Below are 15,346 nucleotides of genomic sequence, written 5' to 3'. Positions count from 1 at the left end.
CCCATGCGGCCATCGCTCACACTGTGCCCCGACGCGGACGGACTTCCATGCCCAGCACACTCCACCTTGCCCCCGCAACCGACCAGGTCTGCGCCCTGCGCGAGGGGCGTATTACCAGCCGGGAACTTCTGGAGCGGCAGCTGGAGCACATCGCCAAGATCAACCCCGCCCTGAACGCAGTCGTCACGTTGGACGCCGACGGCGCCCGGGCGGCGGCCGATCGCGCCGACCGGCACCTGGCCCGCACCGGCAAGCCACTGGGCGCCCTGCACGGTCTGGCGATCACGGCGAAGGACGCGCTGGAAACCGAGGGCATGCGCACCACCTGCGGCACCCCCGACCTCGCCGACCACATCCCCACCACCGACGCGGACGCGATAACCCTCCTGCGCCAGGCTGGGGCGATCATCCTCGGCAAAACCAATACCCCGGCCTTCTGCCAGGACATCCAGACCTCCAACCCGCTGTTCGGGACGACCGCGAACCCCTACGGCCAGGGCCGAACAGCCGGCGGATCCTCCGGCGGGCCGGCCTCCGCCGTCGCCGCCGGACTGACCAGCCTCGACGTCGGCAGCGACCTCGCCGGTTCCCTGCGCCTGCCCGCCGCCTACTGCGGGACCTACGCCTTGCGTCCCAGCCACGGCCTGACCTCCACCCGCGGCCACATACCCCGCCTGCCAGGCTGGCTGACCAGCAGCGACATGGTTACCCTCGGGCCCATCGCCCGGACCCCAGCCGACCTGGACCTCCTCCTGGGCGTCCTCGCGGCTCCCGCGCCGGCCGACGCTGGCGCATGGCGCATCGAACTTCCCGCTCCCCGGCGCTCTCGGCTGCGGGACTACCGCATCGGCATCTGGGCCGACGACCCGTACTGTCGCGTCGACGCAGCCACCCGGGAGCTGATGCGCACCCTCACCGACCGGATCCGCACAGCCGGTGCCCGCGTGGACGACACCACCCAACCGGTGGACATGGGAGAGTCCGACCGGGCCTTCCAGAACCTGATGTACGCCACGTCGACGGCCACCACGCCCGACGGCGCCTTCCAGAACGAGGTCGACCAGGCGGATGCGCTCGCCGAGGACGACACCTCACCGCGCGCCTTTTACCTGCGCGCCCGCACCCAGCGGCACCGCGACTGGCTGATCGCCAATGAGGCCCGGGAGAAGCTGCGGCAACAGTGGGCCGCCTACTTCGACGACCATGATGTCCTGATCACCCCTGCCGCTCCTACCGCGGCCGTGGAGGACCAGACCTCCCTCCCCATCTCCCAGCGCTCGATCACCGTGGACGGCACCCAGCGCAGCTACTACGACCAGACGACCTGGGCGAACCTCACCAGCCAGGTCAAGCTGCCTGCCGCGGTCATCCCCGCCGGAACGACGCCCGATGGACTCCCCTTGAGCATTCAGATCATCGGCCCCTACCTCGCCGACCGCACCGTCACCGCGGCAGCCAGCCACCTCGCCCGACTGCTCCCGAACCCCGCCACCCCGCCCGCACTCGTAGAGTCCGACGGCTAGCCATCAACGAAGTACAGCTCCAGGGGCCCGCGGCCGACCCGGACGGCTGCGGGCCCCTGGACTCGTCCTTCAGGAACAGGTCGGCGCGATTGGCTACGTTCACGACTTCAGGTTCTGGCTCAGCCTCTGTTTGCACCGTGAGGCGCTGCTCCACACCTGCTCACACCCGTCTGACCGGGGAGGAAACCTGGTGCTCCTAGAGGAGTTCGTAGGCGTACGCCCCCGCGGTCGCCGCGGCCGCGGCGACGACGGCCCAGAACACCAGCGTGAAGCCCCTGCCCTCCCGTGCCGCGCGAACGCCCCGCCGAAGGCATATGAGGAGCAGGACGAGGACGAAGAGGCCGAAGAGGCCGGGGCTGAGTTCGTCGTCGAACCGCGAGGGCGGCAGGGAGGCGAGGATCGCCGGAGCCGTCATGTGATCGCCCTTCTCATCCGAGGCCGTTGTGGAGTGCCAGGGCGCGCAGGAGCACCACGGCGAGAAACCCGGTGGGCGCGGCGACCAGGGCCGGTACGTACAACGGCCCCCAGGTGCCGCCGCCTGCGACGGTCGCCCGGCGGGGGCGGGCCGGATCGTAGCGGACCCCGACCGGCGCGCCCTCCTCGTACCCGAGGGCGCCCGGCCGGTCCCTGAACTCCACCGTGTCCCCGTCCGGGGTCCGGAAGGCGAAGACGAACTCCGGACGGTGGCCGCGGACACCGTCCGTGCCCGCTCCCCACGCGGCCATCCGGCGCCGCGCGCACCACCCCCGGGCCCGCTCCCCGCGCGCCACCAGCCACAGCACCACCACGATCCTGCGCAGGCACAGCAGGCACACGGCCGCCGCCGTACCGGCGATCAGGAAGACCGCCTCCATCCCGCCCCCTCCCGGACGCCTACTTCAACTCGACACTGCCGGCGATGTCCGCGACATCCCGCTCGGACAGGGCGCCCTTGACGGAGTTCACCGTGATCAGGTAGGGCCGCTGCTCGGTGTCCACTCCGGCCAGCATCACCCCGTCCATCTCGGTGCCCTCGGGCGGCCCGCCCTCCTTGCCCCGGAAGGTGAAGGAGTAGTCGATGCGGCGGGCCTCCTCCCGCCCCCCGGGGCCGGCCACCTCGATCTCGGTGGTCTTCACCGGGGTCGCTCCCAGCTGGATGCGGGCCTTGGCTCCGCCCGCGGCCATGTCCGCGTCGTTCAACCCCTTCCCGAAGTCGAACTCGACCGTCATCGAGGCCGTCATGCGCCCCTTCTCGGTCAGAGTGGCCCGGGCCACCTCGTACGGACCGCCGTCCCGCGAGGCCGTCTCCTCGAACCCTTGCGGATAGGCGACGGTCAGCCGCTCGGTCTTCAGCGTGCCCCAGCCCTCGGGGACCTGGGCCGCCTCACCACCGCCACCGCAGCCGGTCAGCAGCGCACCGACGACTCCGGTTGCCGTCAGGGCACGCAGCCCGCAGCGGGTTGTCTGTCTCATAGCTGCCTCTTGTGGTCTCAGTTGCCTACGTGTCGGTCCGGCCATCGCGGGGAGTTGGGTTCGCCGATCACCGTCGGCGGGGGCCGGGCGCCGGAGGGAAAGTAAGGCGCGTGCCTGCTGGGTCAGGTGCGGCACACTGGGCCGCTGCGTTCTACGGCCGTGAGCCGGGCGCGCCGGTGGCAGGCCCCACGCTTCGGCCATATCGTCCTGCCGCCCCTCGGGCAACTCTCCGTCAATTCCCAGCTAGCTGGTGCCACCGGCTGTCACATCAGACCGTCGGAGTCCCCTGCGGGAGGGGATCCGTCCCGATGTGCATCCCGCACTTCCTGCTGTGCCGCGCCGAGATCGGGATGCAGATCGCTGCCTCCCCAGATGGAATCGCTCTCGAACGCGGACTCGAAGACCGTACCAAGTGGAAGAGTGGTCATCGTGATTCTTCCCCCAGGGTGCAGCGGTCGCCGGTGTGCCGGTGGATCAGCGGGAGGCTTCCGCGGTTGTAGAGCCGGGGCCAGGCTGGTTCGGGCGCGTCGGCGCTACGGGCCAGAGCATGGGCCAGAGCTTCTTCGAAGGCGCGCACGTACGCACCGCGCATCGCGGCGCGTCGCCGCCATGCCCTTCCCATCGGGGTGCGGGCGGCCGTGACGTACCGGTCGATGATGGGCTGCATCAGCGCCTGCCCGGCCCTAAGGTGGTCGGCCGCGCGGCGTGCGCCGTCCTGGGGCTGGAGGCCGTACGCGCGCGGCATGAAGATCAGGTCGAAGGCCTGCAGACTTTCGCGGGCCACGGCCCGCCATGCGGCGGTCTCGTCGCGTGCCTCGGTGTGGTGTCGTCTCACAGCGGTCGGCCCCCCGCATCGAACAGCTCGCCGGTGCCGCCGCGGTGCGGCCGGAACTCCACTTGGTCGGTCTCGGCCTCCTCGGCCAGTCGCCAGGCGAGATACTCCTGCCGGACGTAGGCCCGCGCCTCTCCGACGCCACCCCAGGACCGAGAGTCGGCGCTGATCGGCCCGAGGGTGTAGGCGCCCTGGTGGCGGCTGTCGAATCGGAGGAGCTCGTCGGCGGCGTGCGCAGCCTTCGCGCCGGCGTCGTCGGCGCTCTCGGTGGTGTACCTGCGGCAGAACCAGCCGAGTTCGACCTTGTGCGCGGCACGGTCCAGGTAGGCGGCTTTGCGCAGGAGGAAGTCTCGGTGCTCGCTGCTGTCGACGGCGGGGCCGCGGCCAGCAAGCGCGGCGGTGGAGCGTTCCTTGATGTCCTCGGCCAGGAGCAGCAGCGCCAGTTCCTCGTCCGTCAGGTCCGGCACGCTAGAGGAGGGGTAGGCCTGTTCATAGCTCGGTCCGTCGCACGCTGGCGTGTCGGAAGCCTCCCAGCAGAGGCCGCAGAAAGTGCAGGTCAGCGTCGAGACGTCGGTGCTGCCGTCGGAGCGGTGGGTGAGGACGCCGACCAGGTCGGCCCCATGGCACTGCGCGCAGCGGATGGACGGATTGTGCAGCATCTGGTTCTTTCTCCTCGGTGAGGCGGGACGCGAGGTGGCGACTGCGGTCCGGCGGCCATCTGGTTGCTCACCTCGTGGTGGCCTGGGTGGTGTCGACGAGAGCAGCGAAGGCAGCCGCCTTGCTGTGCGGCATGTGAGAGGTGCTGTTCTGTGGGCGGGCTGCCAGCGGGTTCATCGGGCAGCGAGGCGGATGTGCGCGGAGAAGTGGTACGTCAACCACCGTCGGTGCTGTTGCGCCAGTGATGTCCGGCCGGGCACTGGGGCACGTGATTGCTCAGCAGCTGATGTGGACCGCGGTCGTCCCAGTGATGGGTGCCGGCCGAAGCCGTCCGGCCGCAGTCGTCGTGCGGGCAGCGCCAAGCGGCCAGCTCGTACGGCTCCAGAGGGCGCGGCCCGGACGAGCGTGACGGGGCCGCGGGCGGGGGAGATGCGCTGGGCGTGCTGTCCGCAGGCCGGAGGTGGAAGGCCACCGTTCCGGTGCCGATGCCGCGCTCTTCGTACGGGATGCCGGAGGCGTCGAGCTGGGTGTGAGTGAGGGGGAGTTCGGAGGTCTTGCCGGACCCCGTCCGCCTTCTGAGGAGCGCGTTGTGAAGGGGTGTGGGCAGGATCGGTCCGAGAAGGCGATTCACGGCCTGTCGGCTCCGACGGGACCGCTTGTTCTGGCTGTCCATGGCAGTTCTCCTAGGCGAGGTAGGTCGTCAGGCCGCACTGCAGGTGGGTGGTGACGATCAGGTCCTGAAGCTGGATGGCCTGCAGAGTCACGCCTGGTCGCCGGCGGTGCCGGCCAGGTGTTGGCGCAGTTCGTCGAGGCAGACCGCAGCGCTGAGCGGGAGGCGCCGGGAGAGCGCGGACTTACCGGCTCCGGCCGGGCCCACAGCGCAGACGAGGATTCCAGCCGGGGGTGGACAGGGCGCTGGAGGTCATCGCTTCACCGCGATTCCGATGGCGAGGCAGGCTGTGGCGAGGATGCTGGCAGCCAGAAACAGGGACAGAGGGTCGATGTGACCAAGCAAGGAGGGCTCTCCCGAGGAAGGGGCGGGTGGCGGGGGCAATGAGTCTGAAGCCCTGGTGAGGATGGCCCTGGTAGGCCGTCCATCCGGGGTTCAGGCCTTGGTGATGCGGCCGTTGCGCGAGCCGGTCGCCGCGTTCCGTCCAGTGACTCGTCCGGCCGCTTCTCTCATGATCTGCCTGCCGTCGGGGTGGGCGTGGACAGTGGTGATGATGCTGTCCGTCCATTCCCGCAGACCTTGGTAGTGCCGCCGGGCTGTGTCACGTTCGGAGCGAGCGGTGGCCAGTTCATCGGCCAGGGTGGGGCAGTCGCAGGAGTCGGCGTCGGGGTCGTGCATGCGCGCCATACAGCCTGGGACGAGCCAGCGGGTTCCGTCGGGTTCGTGCACCCACTGGCACCGCAGTGGCGTACCGCCGGTGGGCTTGTCGGAGCGGTCGGCCACGAGGCCTACCTCTCGCGCCGGCGGGCAAGCACCACGCCGAACCAGAGCATCACGGCTGCGGTGGCGGCTACGGCCAGGCCTCCCGGCCCAAGAGCGGCGAGGCCGTCTCGAGCTGCGAGGAGGACCGCGCGCGCGGGTGCGATCAGCGCGGCCAGGAGTGCGGCTCCTAGGCCGTAGAGCACAAGCCGCATGGTGATGCGCACAAGCGCGCGAGCGATGAGAACGCGGCAGATGAAGCACATAGAGTTCCTCGTCGCTGCTTCCGCCACTTCGGCGGGCGCAGCAGGTCGTGTTACCGGCCGGTTCAGGGCCGGCTTGAACGGTCACTGGCGGCGCGGGCACGCACGATGGGCGGGTGTACGGAAGATGACCGCCGATCGGTGCACCCGTGCGTATGGGCTCCGAGTCGACGCTAAGTCGTCCGCGCTGTGGATAGATTTCGCTGGCTCGGACCGGCCTCTGGAGGCTTTGGACTTCCACGGGCGGGGTGCCCTCCCGGCCTGGCAAGAGGATCTGATTGACCACCGTGCCGCCCCGGCTGGGGCGGGCCGGGGCGACACGGGCTGTCCGTCAGACCGTGTGCAGGCCGGTGAGGTCGTCGGCTCCCTCGGCGGTCACAGTCGCGGCGGCGGCCGGGAGGCCGACGGCGCGGGCGGCGATGTGGTGGCGGATCTGGTCGATGCCGGTGATGGCCACCGGCTGGTCACCGTCACCAGTGAGCAGCGTGAAGCTGTGCTCGCGGCTGTACTGGCCCTGCTCGGCCCGGTAGTGAAGCCAGACGCCGGGGGCGAGGTAGAAGGAAGCCTCACCGTTCTCGTAGCCGCGCCAGCGGCCCTCGTCCTGCAGGAAGCCACCCTGGCCGATGCGGAACGCGGCGCTGGCGGCGCGGCGTGCGGCGTCGTCCTCGGTGGCGCGGATCACTTGAGCCAGCCCCTCGTCCAAGGTGGCCGGGACCTGCGAGGCAGAGTGGGCGGACGCGCTCCGGGCAGTGGAGTTGGCCTTGGCGAGCAGGCGGCGCAGCGGTGCGAAGATCAGGTCGGTCAGGCCGTTGACGGTGATGGCGCCGATGACCGCGATGGCCCCGGTGGCCACGAGGCGCCAGTCGCTGGACCAGGTCTCGGGGTAGTAGGTGTAACCCGTCCAGGCGCCGATGGCACCGCCGGCCAGGACGGTGGCCATGTCAGCGCCTTCGATCGCCGAGTCGGCGACGGTGAGGGCGGCGCGGCGTACGGATGCGTTCATGATGGTGGGGCTCCTTCTTCTGTCAGTTGCGCTCTGGGAGGGGGAAGGGGTAGCGCTCCGAGGCGGCCGAACCTGCACGCTGGCGGCCGTTTCGGGCGCTTCATCGGCCGCTGGCCAGGTGCTGCGGGCTCAACTCTCAGGGGGTGGGCCGCCGGTGCATCTCCTCGGGTGTGGTGGGGCCAGGCGGCCTGGCCCGCGCCCGGCGCGCCACGTCGGAAGCCGGGGCGAGGCATCCGGCCTCAGCCGTTGAACCGGTTCCGTTTGAAGACGGCCTTGCCGATACTGACGACTGTGCCGCTCGCGGCCTTCTGCGACGGCTTGGCGCACAGTGCCAGGCACAGGACGACCACGAGCGCCGTGACGCCCATCACGACCTGGCCAGCGGCAGCGAGGACATCGTCGAGGACGGACAGGCCCGGGGCAGCGGCGCCGACGCCGTAGCCAGCCAGGGCGATGCCGCCGCCGGTCGACAAGGTGATGGCGCTGTACTTCCAGACAAACGCCGGGGCGGTCGCCCTTTCCGGCCGCGGCGGGGCGGAGTGGGTGAGTGCGGGGCACTGCGCCTCCTGCGCGGGCGCGGCACGCATGCGCAAGAGGCGTGCCTCCTGCGCGATCAGGTCGCGGACACGGTCCAGATACTGCTCATCCGGCAGTGCCCGAGCCGTCTCCGGTGCTACCAGTGGATGCGGGGCAGGCAGCGTCTGGCCGGTGCGCAGGTGCTCTTCCGCGAAGAGTTGCGCGATGCGCTGGAGTTCCGTGTACGGAAGGCCGCTGGCAGAACTGGACTCGGCCAACCGGGCGCCGAAGGTGGTCTGCGGGTCGGGGACGGTGAGGTCGCGGGTCTCCACGGCGGGCTCCTTGAGGGTATGGGCAGACGGAAAACCCGCCCGGCTTCGGCCGAGCGGGTCTGTGGAGGCGGCCGCATCGGCCGCTGGACAGGTGGGGCTTACCCCAGGGAGAGGAAGGCGAGGAGCAGCGCGAAGGCTCCGAGAAGGGCCTTGGCCCACCCCGGCCCAACCTCGAACGCGGCCCACGCGGCGCCGGCCGCGACGGCGCGCAGAGCCGACCGGGCGAAGAAGCCGAGCGGCCGCCGTTCTTGCAGTTCCCTGATCCGGGCCGTCCGCCGGTCCATCTCCTGCTGAAGGTGGGCGCGGGTGACGGTGTCCGCCTCGGAGGTGTTGGCGAAGGTCATGCTGTAGCGGTGCCGTTCGGCTTCGAGGCGCGCGATCTCCTCGTCTGCGGTTTCCACTGTCGTATCACTCCCCTGCAGCGGCGGCGCTGACGGAAGCCAGCCCGAGGGAGGCCAGGTCCGTCTCGGCGACGCCGAGGTCGGCAGAGAGCTTACTGATGGTCTCCGGCAGGTCCTGCTGCTTCACCAGGACCTGCCGTGCCTTGGAGCCGTCCGCCGGACCGACGATGCCGCGACGGTACAGGTGCTCCATGAGGTTCTCGGCGGCGGCGAAGCCGATGCGCAGCTTGCGCTGCAGCATGGCCGCCGAACCGAACTGCGTGGAGACCAGCAGCTCGGCGGCGGTGAGGACCAGGGTCTCGTCGACTCCGTCGGGCAGTTCCTCCGAGTTCGACGGTGCGGTGGCTGCGGAGGGCTCGGTGCGGGCGAAGTAGCGGGTGTACTGCCCGGAGGTGTCGGCGAGTGCCTTGCCCTCCTTCGCCCAGTTGGACAGCCAGCCGCCGACCGTCCGCGGGGCCGGCACGCTGGCGTTCTCGCCGGCCGTCTTGTGCACGGCCTGGGTGAGGGCGGTGTGCAGTTCCTTGGGCGCGTAGCCATCGCTTCCGGCGGCGACGAGGAGTTCCCACCCCAGCTGCCGGACATCCAGCGGCCGGGTCGGCCGCGGCACGGCGGCCGCCGGGACCGGCCCGGGACCCGTGGACGATGTACCGGTGGACTGCGGCGTGGGGGTGGTGCCGTTGATGGACGCCTCGACTGCGGCGAAGAGTTCAGCGGCGCCACCGAACCCTTCGTACCCCTGCGGCGCGGCGGCTGCCGGGGTGCTGCTGGCCGGGCCCGGTGCGGGATGGTGCTCGGCCAGCAAAGACGCGGTCTCGACGATCTCGCCGGCCTCTTCGACGGCGCGCTGCGCAGCCTCGGTGAGCTGTTGCCCCTTGTACAGCACGGGCAGGGTGCGCGCCCAGCGGCCCGGGTAGGCCGCTGCGCTGGGGACGTCGAGGGTGATGGCATCGAGCTTGGGGCGTCGGGCGGCCGTGGCGGCGCAGACCCTGTCAGTGAGCTCGTCGTAGATGTGCCAGCCCTTGAAGGGGGTGGGCTTCTTCGGTCCGAGCCGGGTGTGCAGGTTCCAGCCCGATCCGGCGACCGGGGCGTCCTTCGGATCGATCTTGACGTAGCCGGGGAAGAGGTAGGCGAGTTCCTCAGGGTCGGAGACGGTCATGCCGACGCGCCATTTGGCCTGGAGTTTCATGGCGGCGGTGATGACGTCCTGGGTGGCGCGCAGGCCGCAGATGAGGACGCGGATGCGCATGGCGCGGCCTTCGTTGATGATCCGGTCGAGCATCTCCTTGATGTCGTGGGGCAGGGAGGCGGTTTCGTCGACGAGGAGGACGATGGCGGGGATCTCGTGGCTGACGGGGAGCTTGTTGTCGGACTTCTTCTCTCGCATCAGCTGCTGGTAGCCGGCCTTGCGTGCGGCGGTGCCCTCGATGGCCATCGTGCACATCAGGCGGGCCTCGTCCTCGTTGTGGGCGATCCAGTCGACGATGGGCGCCTCTGCGGTGCCTTCCGTGGCCCACGGGGTGATCCAGGGCAGGGCGACGCCGCCGCCGGTGGTGTCGATCGCCCAGATCAGCACGTCGGGCATGCGGGCGAGCTGGGCGGTGACGACACGGAGCTGGTTGGTCTTGCCGGCGTCGGTCTCGCCGATGAGGATGCCGCAGTCGTTGCACAGGGCGCCCAGCGCGAAGTCGCCGTTGCGGTGAACGCCTATGGGGAAGCGCTCGGTGATGGTGAGCTCGCTGAAGTCCTCCGGGTAGCGGATGTCCTGGGACATCACGTCCTTGAGGGTGACCTCGATGAGAACCGTGCCGCGGTTGGCGCCGGGGAAGATCTCCACTCCGCAGCCGTCCGGGAGCCGCATGTCCGCGGCGAACTTGGGGCCGTATCCGCCCAGGTCGTCGGCGGTCGTCCCGCCGGCGGGGAGGTTGATCTCGACGGTGTAGCCGACCTTTCCTGGCCAGTGCACCACGTCGACGCCCTGACTCCCCTCGATCCGGGCAACGCGGGCGAGACGGTCCTCCCAGTCGCGCAGGATGCCGACGGACTCGCGGCGCAGCCTCAGTAGCGCCTTGCGCTCCTTGCGGCTGTTCTCGCTCGTAGTGGCGCTCGCGTTGAGGGCGAGGCCGACTGCGCCGAGCCCGAGTCCGGTGGCCCAGCCGGTGATGGACAGCGGCGCGGTGGCCAGCGCCCACGAGCTCCAGGCGGCCGAGGTGATCCAGGTCAGGGCACGGGTGGCGATGGTGCCCGCCGTGGTGCCGTGTCGAGCGTCGTACGCGGAGCCGGCCAGTGCGGCGCTGGACAGCGTGATAGCGGCGGCCTGCCACGGCAGGCCGGTGAGGGGGGCGAGCATCACCATCGACGCTGCCGTTTCGGTGGCGTAGCCGAGGAGGGCAGGGTGGCCGCCGCTGGGCTTCGACCAGTCCCAGTGACGCATCGACATCAAGTTCTCCATCCAGATCCACACGGGGCGGGTACGGGGAAGCCGCAGGCGCCCCGCACCTGTGGGTGAGAGGCGCCTGCGGGCGCGGGGCCAGGCGGCGGGTCAGCGGGAGGTGTTCCACATCGACTCGGCGGCGGGACCCTTGCGGGGGTGGGTGTTGTGGCTGATCTCCTGGTGGTGGTCCTCCACGAACAGGGTCGCGGCCATGGCGGCGAAGTCCGCGGCGGCCCGGAGGTTGCCGGTGATGACGCCGATCTCGTTCGTGACGCGGTCGTCGACCGGGTAGAGGTCACGGGTGCGCTGGTGCAGGACGCCGACGGCCTCGGCCAGGGCGGTCAGGCCGTAGCCGATGCCCTGGAACTCAGACCCGGCCTGCATCATGTGCACCGGCTGGTAGGAGCGGTAGAGCACGCCCATGAGGACGCATCCGGCCTCCAGGCGGCCGGGCAGGTACATGGCTCCTTCGGGGGCGTCGACACCCGTGGGGGTCACGTTCCACATCCACTCGTTGGTGCGCGGGTCGCGGAGGCGCTGGATATCGAATCCGTGCGCGGTCCGGAAGAGCGTGACCATGTCCTCGCTGCGGCGGGCGGTGGTCAGCAGAACCGAGTAGGTCTCGGTGAGCTTGGCGATGGCCCGCTTCGAGCAGGGCATCTTCTCGTCCGCGGAGACGGCCATGTAGCGGACCGCCTCGGCTACGGCCCGGATGCCGTTGGGCAGGCCCGCGTACTCGGCGGCGACCTGCGTCATGTGATGCGGCTGGAAGCCGGTGTAGCCGTCGCGGGCCGCGTTCATGGCGAGGGCGAACTTGCTGTTCTTGCCGTCCAGCACCGCGGTGCCGGCGACGAGAGCGGATCCACTCACGGGATCGGAGTCCTTTCGGGGGTCGTTGACGGTCAGAGTCAGGGCGTCCGCCTGGGCCTCGTTGTCGTGCCGGGCCTTGGAGCGGCGGACGAAGAACCGCCAGATGCGTCCGGCGATGCGCACCGGGAAGGCGAAGCCGCCGAGCGAGTTGCGGTGTTTGGTGAGCAGGCGCAGCGAGCCCCAGGTGATGCCAAGCGGGAGTGTCAGCAGACCGCCGAGCACAGCCAGAAAGCCCGCACCGGCGCAGCGTGCCCAGTGCCCCAGCTTGCGGGCCGCCAGACGACGCAGCCGGTGAAGACGGCCACCCGCGCGGTTGCCCTGGGCGCCGTCTGCGGCGGCGAACCGACCGATGCGTCGGCGCAGCCGCCCGCCGGCGTCGTGGACACGCTGCCACAGCCGCCGGCCGCGGCCGCCGTGCGCGGTGTTCGAGCCGGAGCTACCGGTTCCCGCCCCGGCCGCTGTGCCGGTGCCGGAGGTGCCGTCGGAGCTGCTCGCGCCGTGTCCACGCCAGGCCTTGTTCGCCCACCTTCGCAGAGTCTGCCACGCCCTGCCCCTCTTGGAGGAGGCGGCACCAGGCCGCTTGGCGGAGTTCGAACCCACGCCACGGGGCCCCTTGTCGGAGCCCTTCGTACCGGGGGCCGGCCCGCGAGAGCCCTTGCCAGCCTGGCCCGCACCGCCAGGCGACGGGCGGGGAGCGGTGTGGCGGCCCGCTCCCCGCCGACGCCCACTGCCGCTGGTCTCCCCGGTGGTCCCGCGCGGGCGGCTCGACCCGCCGGTGCCCGAGCGGCTTCCCCGGCCGGTCAGCGCACCGCCTCTGCTCCCGCTGCCGGTCCGTCTAGTGCCGCCAGAGTGCCGCAGGCCCGAGCCCGGGGATCGGTTGGCGGCCGTATGGGCAGCGGCCCTGCGCCCGGCCGTCCCCGCACCGTGCCGCTTGCGGCCGGTCAAAGTCGCGGCGCCGATCGCTCCCCCGGCCAGAGTGGCGGCGACGAGTCCCGGCACGCCCGCAGCCGTGTAGGCGGCCCCTATGGCGATTCCGGTTGCGTTCGCTCCGTGGATGATCAGTGGCACCGCTCGAGGCCTGCCGCGCCGTTCTGCCCGGGGCTCGGCGATCGGCTGCTCAGGCTCTTGCGAGGCGGGCTGAAGGAGGTGCTCCTCCGTTGTGGAGGCGTTGGGGGAAGGAGGCGCCGAGGCGCTCTCGGGCTCGGTGGTCGCGGTGTCTGCCACGACGAATCTCCTCACTTTAAGTAGCGGAAAGTAGCGGCGAGGCGAGGCGAGGTAACAGGAAGCACCCCCGGAATCCCTGATGAGGGGCCAGAAAGTGGGGGCGGAGGGGGTCTATCCACGTGCGTCGCGTCGCGTCGCCTCGCCTCACCGCTACTTTCCGTAGTGGGGCTTGGGGAGGGCTTGCAGGCGTTCCGGCTGGGTGATGAAGCGCTGCGCCGCACCGTACTGCCCGGCTTCCCCACCGCTCGTCGGCGGCCTGGCAGAGGCGCTCGCCTCCCCGCGGGCGGCAGGGAGGCGAGCGGTCGCGCCGGGGTGCTGACCAGGTCAGGTGGTGCGGTTCCGCTTATGCCAGGGCAGGCAGGAGTTCCCGGGCCTGGGGGTCGGCCAAGAGCTCCTGGGCACGCTGGATGCGGTTGTGCGCGGTGCCGGTGGACACGCCGAACTCCTCAGCGACCATCTCGACCTTGACTCCGTCGGCGCCGCGGGCCTGGATCATCGCCGCGACGCGGTGGGCCTGCCACTCGGCCGGCGACATCTTGGCCCAGGACGCGGCTTCAGAGGCACGGGCCTCGTATTCAGCGGCGCGGGCGCGGTGTTCAGCAGCCTCCTTGGCCGCTTGGGCTTCCCGCAGCTGCGAGGCAGCGATCTCCTCGCGGGCGCGCTGCGCCTCCTCGTCGGCCTTCAGCGCCTTCGCTTCCTGTTCAGCGGCTCGGGCACGGTGTTCAGCGGCCTCCTCGGCCGCCTGCGCACGGGCCTTCTCGTCCTCGTCGACCTGGCGCTCCTGGCGGGCGGTGGCCGCCTTCAGATCGGCCTCCTCCTGGGCGGCCCGGAGTCGGTTTTCAAGCGCCATCCGACGCTCTTCCTCGCGGGCCTCGTTGATCAGTCGCTGCTGCTCCACCTGCCACTTAGCCTGCGCCTTCTCCGCCTCGATGGTGGCCAGCGCCTGGCGCTTGTCGGCCTCGGCGGCCAGTTCCTGGGCTCGGGCCTGGGCACGCTCTTGAACGAGTTCGAGGTCGGCCTGACGCTCGGCCTCGGCCAGTTGAAAGGCCGCCTCGGCCTTCTGAATCTCGGCTCGGGCAGCCTGTTCGGCGGCCGTCTTGGCGATCTCCAGTTCGCCCTCCGCCTGGATACGGCGGACCTCCGCTTGGATCTGCGCGTTGCGGATCTGAACGTCGGCGTCGACCTGCTGAATCGCCGCTTCGGCCCGCTGAAACGCCGCGTCGGCCTGGCGCTGCTGCTCACGTACTTCTTCGAGCAGCGGCTGCGCGAGCGCCTCCTCGACTGAAAGTCCGACCCGGGCCAGTTGAAACGGAGCGAGTTCCTCCTGAGAGGCCTTATGGCGCCACCAGCGGGTCCCGTACTTCGCGGCCAGGCGCTGCCGGTACACCAGCCAGCTCTTGTGGAGGGCGAGCGCCTGCGCGTAGGAGGTGATCTCATCCAGCCGCATCAGGCGCCAGATCCGATACGTCGTGAACGGCGCGAGGACCCAGCGCTCCAGCCGGATCTTGTCCATGCGGCGCACGCCGTCGGCCGCGCCGATGTGCGCGGCGTACAGGTGTGCCGCGATCTCGCTGAAGACCACCCACAGAGCGGCGAGTGCCGCGTGCCCGATCTGAGCGGGGAGAGTGTTGGCCGCCTCCCAGTTCAGGTAGATCGTGACGACGGTCCCGCCGCGCGGGACCCACTTGACCCACCACAGCTTCTTCCTGGCGCGGATCAGCAGCAGGTTGACGATGCCGAAGGCGAGGATGCTCGCGTCGATGCCGACGGGCAGGATCCACGGGTCGGACCACTCCCAGCCGCCCTCCTCGGCCGGCAGGGCGGCCTTGGTGTAGAGAGCGCCGAAGCTGCTGTAGAGGCCGATGGTGGCAACGCCGGTGCCCACAAGGACGCCGAAGACCGCCAGGGCGATCTCCCAGCGGGCGTACGCGCGAGCAGCCGGCGCCGACTGCCAGTCGTCGGCAGCGATCTCCTCGGCCGGCTCCTGGTACTCGGCGACATCGGTGGTGGCCCGGGCGGCGGCTCGGTGCTGCGGGTGCTCGCCGGTCTCCGGCGGGCGGATGTCGACGGGGGTACTCATGAACTGCTCTCCGGGACGTCGTCGGGCAGAGGTGGGCGGTAGGGATCGAGAGCGAGGCCGACGCAGAGGCGGACGGCGCCGAAGACAACCAGAGCGACGGTCAGGTGGACGAGGGTCTCGCCGATCCCGTTGGCGAAGAGGTCGACGAGGGCGAGCACCGCGGCAACCAGCGCGATGAGCGTCGCCAGCAACGGTGCGAGCGGACCGTGTGAGGGGGATACCTCGGGTGCTTGCTCGCTCAGGTCGGGAGTGGCTGCGGCGGCGCTCACTGGGCACCTCCGCTGGTAGCGTTGAGCATGCGATTCGCTCCTTCACAGCGGTCGCGAACAGGAA

The 15,346-nt window shown here is 70.7% G+C and carries 14 protein-coding genes; 1 reads left to right on the top strand and 13 read right to left on the bottom strand.

Features of this window, described 5'->3' with window-relative positions; translation table 11 throughout:
* Positions 1–47 precede the first annotated feature (47 nt).
* A complete protein-coding gene (locus tag ACGRHY_RS27935) occupies positions 48–1,523 on the top strand; it encodes an amidase (RefSeq protein ID WP_394638438.1) in 1,476 nt (491 codons plus the stop codon).
* 196 nt (positions 1,524–1,719) lie between these two features.
* Here the strand turns inward: ACGRHY_RS27935 and ACGRHY_RS27930 are convergent, their stop codons facing one another.
* The 13 genes from ACGRHY_RS27930 to ACGRHY_RS27870 all read right to left on the bottom strand — a co-directional run bounded on the left by ACGRHY_RS27930 (position 1,720) and on the right by ACGRHY_RS27870 (position 15,204).
* Positions 1,720–1,938: a hypothetical protein gene (locus ACGRHY_RS27930; protein ID WP_394638437.1), complete on the bottom strand. Its 219-nt coding sequence runs from the start codon at positions 1,936–1,938 to the stop codon at positions 1,720–1,722.
* A gap of 13 nt (positions 1,939–1,951) precedes the next feature.
* Positions 1,952–2,377, bottom strand: coding sequence for a DUF3592 domain-containing protein (locus ACGRHY_RS27925; protein WP_394638436.1), 426 nt, complete (start codon positions 2,375–2,377; stop codon positions 1,952–1,954).
* 19 nt (positions 2,378–2,396) lie between these two features.
* A complete protein-coding gene (locus ACGRHY_RS27920) occupies positions 2,397–2,975 on the bottom strand; it encodes a hypothetical protein (RefSeq protein ID WP_394638435.1) in 579 nt (192 codons plus the stop codon).
* Positions 2,976–3,399: 424 nt separating this feature from the next.
* Positions 3,400–3,810 carry a hypothetical protein gene (locus tag ACGRHY_RS27915; protein ID WP_394638434.1) on the bottom strand — a complete coding sequence of 137 codons (411 nt, stop codon included), beginning with the start codon at positions 3,808–3,810 and terminating at the stop codon, positions 3,400–3,402.
* Positions 3,807–4,466 carry a hypothetical protein gene (locus ACGRHY_RS27910; protein WP_394638433.1) on the bottom strand — a complete coding sequence of 220 codons (660 nt, stop codon included), beginning with the start codon at positions 4,464–4,466 and terminating at the stop codon, positions 3,807–3,809. The genes ACGRHY_RS27915 and ACGRHY_RS27910 overlap by 4 nt, the downstream gene beginning before the upstream one ends.
* 1,103 nt (positions 4,467–5,569) lie before the next feature.
* A complete protein-coding gene (locus ACGRHY_RS27905; protein ID WP_394638432.1) occupies positions 5,570–5,917 on the bottom strand; it encodes a hypothetical protein in 348 nt (115 codons plus the stop codon).
* A gap of 570 nt (positions 5,918–6,487) precedes the next feature.
* Positions 6,488–7,159 carry a hypothetical protein gene (locus tag ACGRHY_RS27900; protein ID WP_394638431.1) on the bottom strand — a complete coding sequence of 224 codons (672 nt, stop codon included), beginning with the start codon at positions 7,157–7,159 and terminating at the stop codon, positions 6,488–6,490.
* Positions 7,160–7,398: 239 nt separating this feature from the next.
* Complete coding sequence (locus tag ACGRHY_RS27895) at positions 7,399–8,007, bottom strand: hypothetical protein (RefSeq protein ID WP_394638430.1); 609 nt, start codon at positions 8,005–8,007, stop codon at positions 7,399–7,401.
* 98 nt (positions 8,008–8,105) lie between these two features.
* Entirely contained in the window at positions 8,106–8,408 is a 303-nt protein-coding gene (locus tag ACGRHY_RS27890) for a hypothetical protein (RefSeq protein WP_394638429.1), read from the bottom strand.
* 7 nt (positions 8,409–8,415) lie between these two features.
* Entirely contained in the window at positions 8,416–10,845 is a 2,430-nt protein-coding gene (locus ACGRHY_RS27885; protein ID WP_394638428.1) for a DNA translocase FtsK, read from the bottom strand.
* 102 nt (positions 10,846–10,947) lie between these two features.
* Positions 10,948–12,309, bottom strand: coding sequence for a hypothetical protein (locus ACGRHY_RS27880; protein ID WP_394638427.1), 1,362 nt, complete (start codon positions 12,307–12,309; stop codon positions 10,948–10,950).
* Positions 12,310–13,276: 967 nt separating this feature from the next.
* Positions 13,277–15,013, bottom strand: coding sequence for a DUF2637 domain-containing protein (locus ACGRHY_RS27875; protein ID WP_394638426.1), 1,737 nt, complete (start codon positions 15,011–15,013; stop codon positions 13,277–13,279).
* Positions 15,010–15,204, bottom strand: coding sequence for a hypothetical protein (locus ACGRHY_RS27870; RefSeq protein WP_394638425.1), 195 nt, complete (start codon positions 15,202–15,204; stop codon positions 15,010–15,012). Before ACGRHY_RS27870 ends, ACGRHY_RS27875 begins: the two co-directional genes overlap by 4 nt.
* Positions 15,205–15,346: the final 142 nt, after the last annotated feature.

It is taken from the genome of Streptomyces shinuiensis (assembly GCF_043660855.1).
Lineage (GTDB): Bacteria > Actinomycetota > Actinomycetes > Streptomycetales > Streptomycetaceae > Streptomyces.
The sequence above is the reverse complement of the archived record's forward strand: the minus strand, read 5'-3'. Positions and strand labels throughout refer to the sequence as shown.

Coding starts and splice junctions, on each gene's coding strand:
- ACGRHY_RS27935 (WP_394638438.1), top strand. CDS start 48: ATGCCCAGCACACTCCACCTTGCCCCCGCAACCGACCAGGTCTGCGCC.
- ACGRHY_RS27900 (WP_394638431.1), bottom strand. CDS start 7,159: ATGAACGCATCCGTACGCCGCGCCGCCCTCACCGTCGCCGACTCGGCG.
- ACGRHY_RS27910 (WP_394638433.1), bottom strand. CDS start 4,466: ATGCTGCACAATCCGTCCATCCGCTGCGCGCAGTGCCATGGGGCCGAC.
- ACGRHY_RS27920 (WP_394638435.1), bottom strand. CDS start 2,975: ATGAGACAGACAACCCGCTGCGGGCTGCGTGCCCTGACGGCAACCGGA.
- ACGRHY_RS27930 (WP_394638437.1), bottom strand. CDS start 1,938: ATGACGGCTCCGGCGATCCTCGCCTCCCTGCCGCCCTCGCGGTTCGAC.
- ACGRHY_RS27875 (WP_394638426.1), bottom strand. CDS start 15,013: ATGAGTACCCCCGTCGACATCCGCCCGCCGGAGACCGGCGAGCACCCG.
- ACGRHY_RS27925 (WP_394638436.1), bottom strand. CDS start 2,377: ATGGAGGCGGTCTTCCTGATCGCCGGTACGGCGGCGGCCGTGTGCCTG.
- ACGRHY_RS27885 (WP_394638428.1), bottom strand. CDS start 10,845: ATGTCGATGCGTCACTGGGACTGGTCGAAGCCCAGCGGCGGCCACCCT.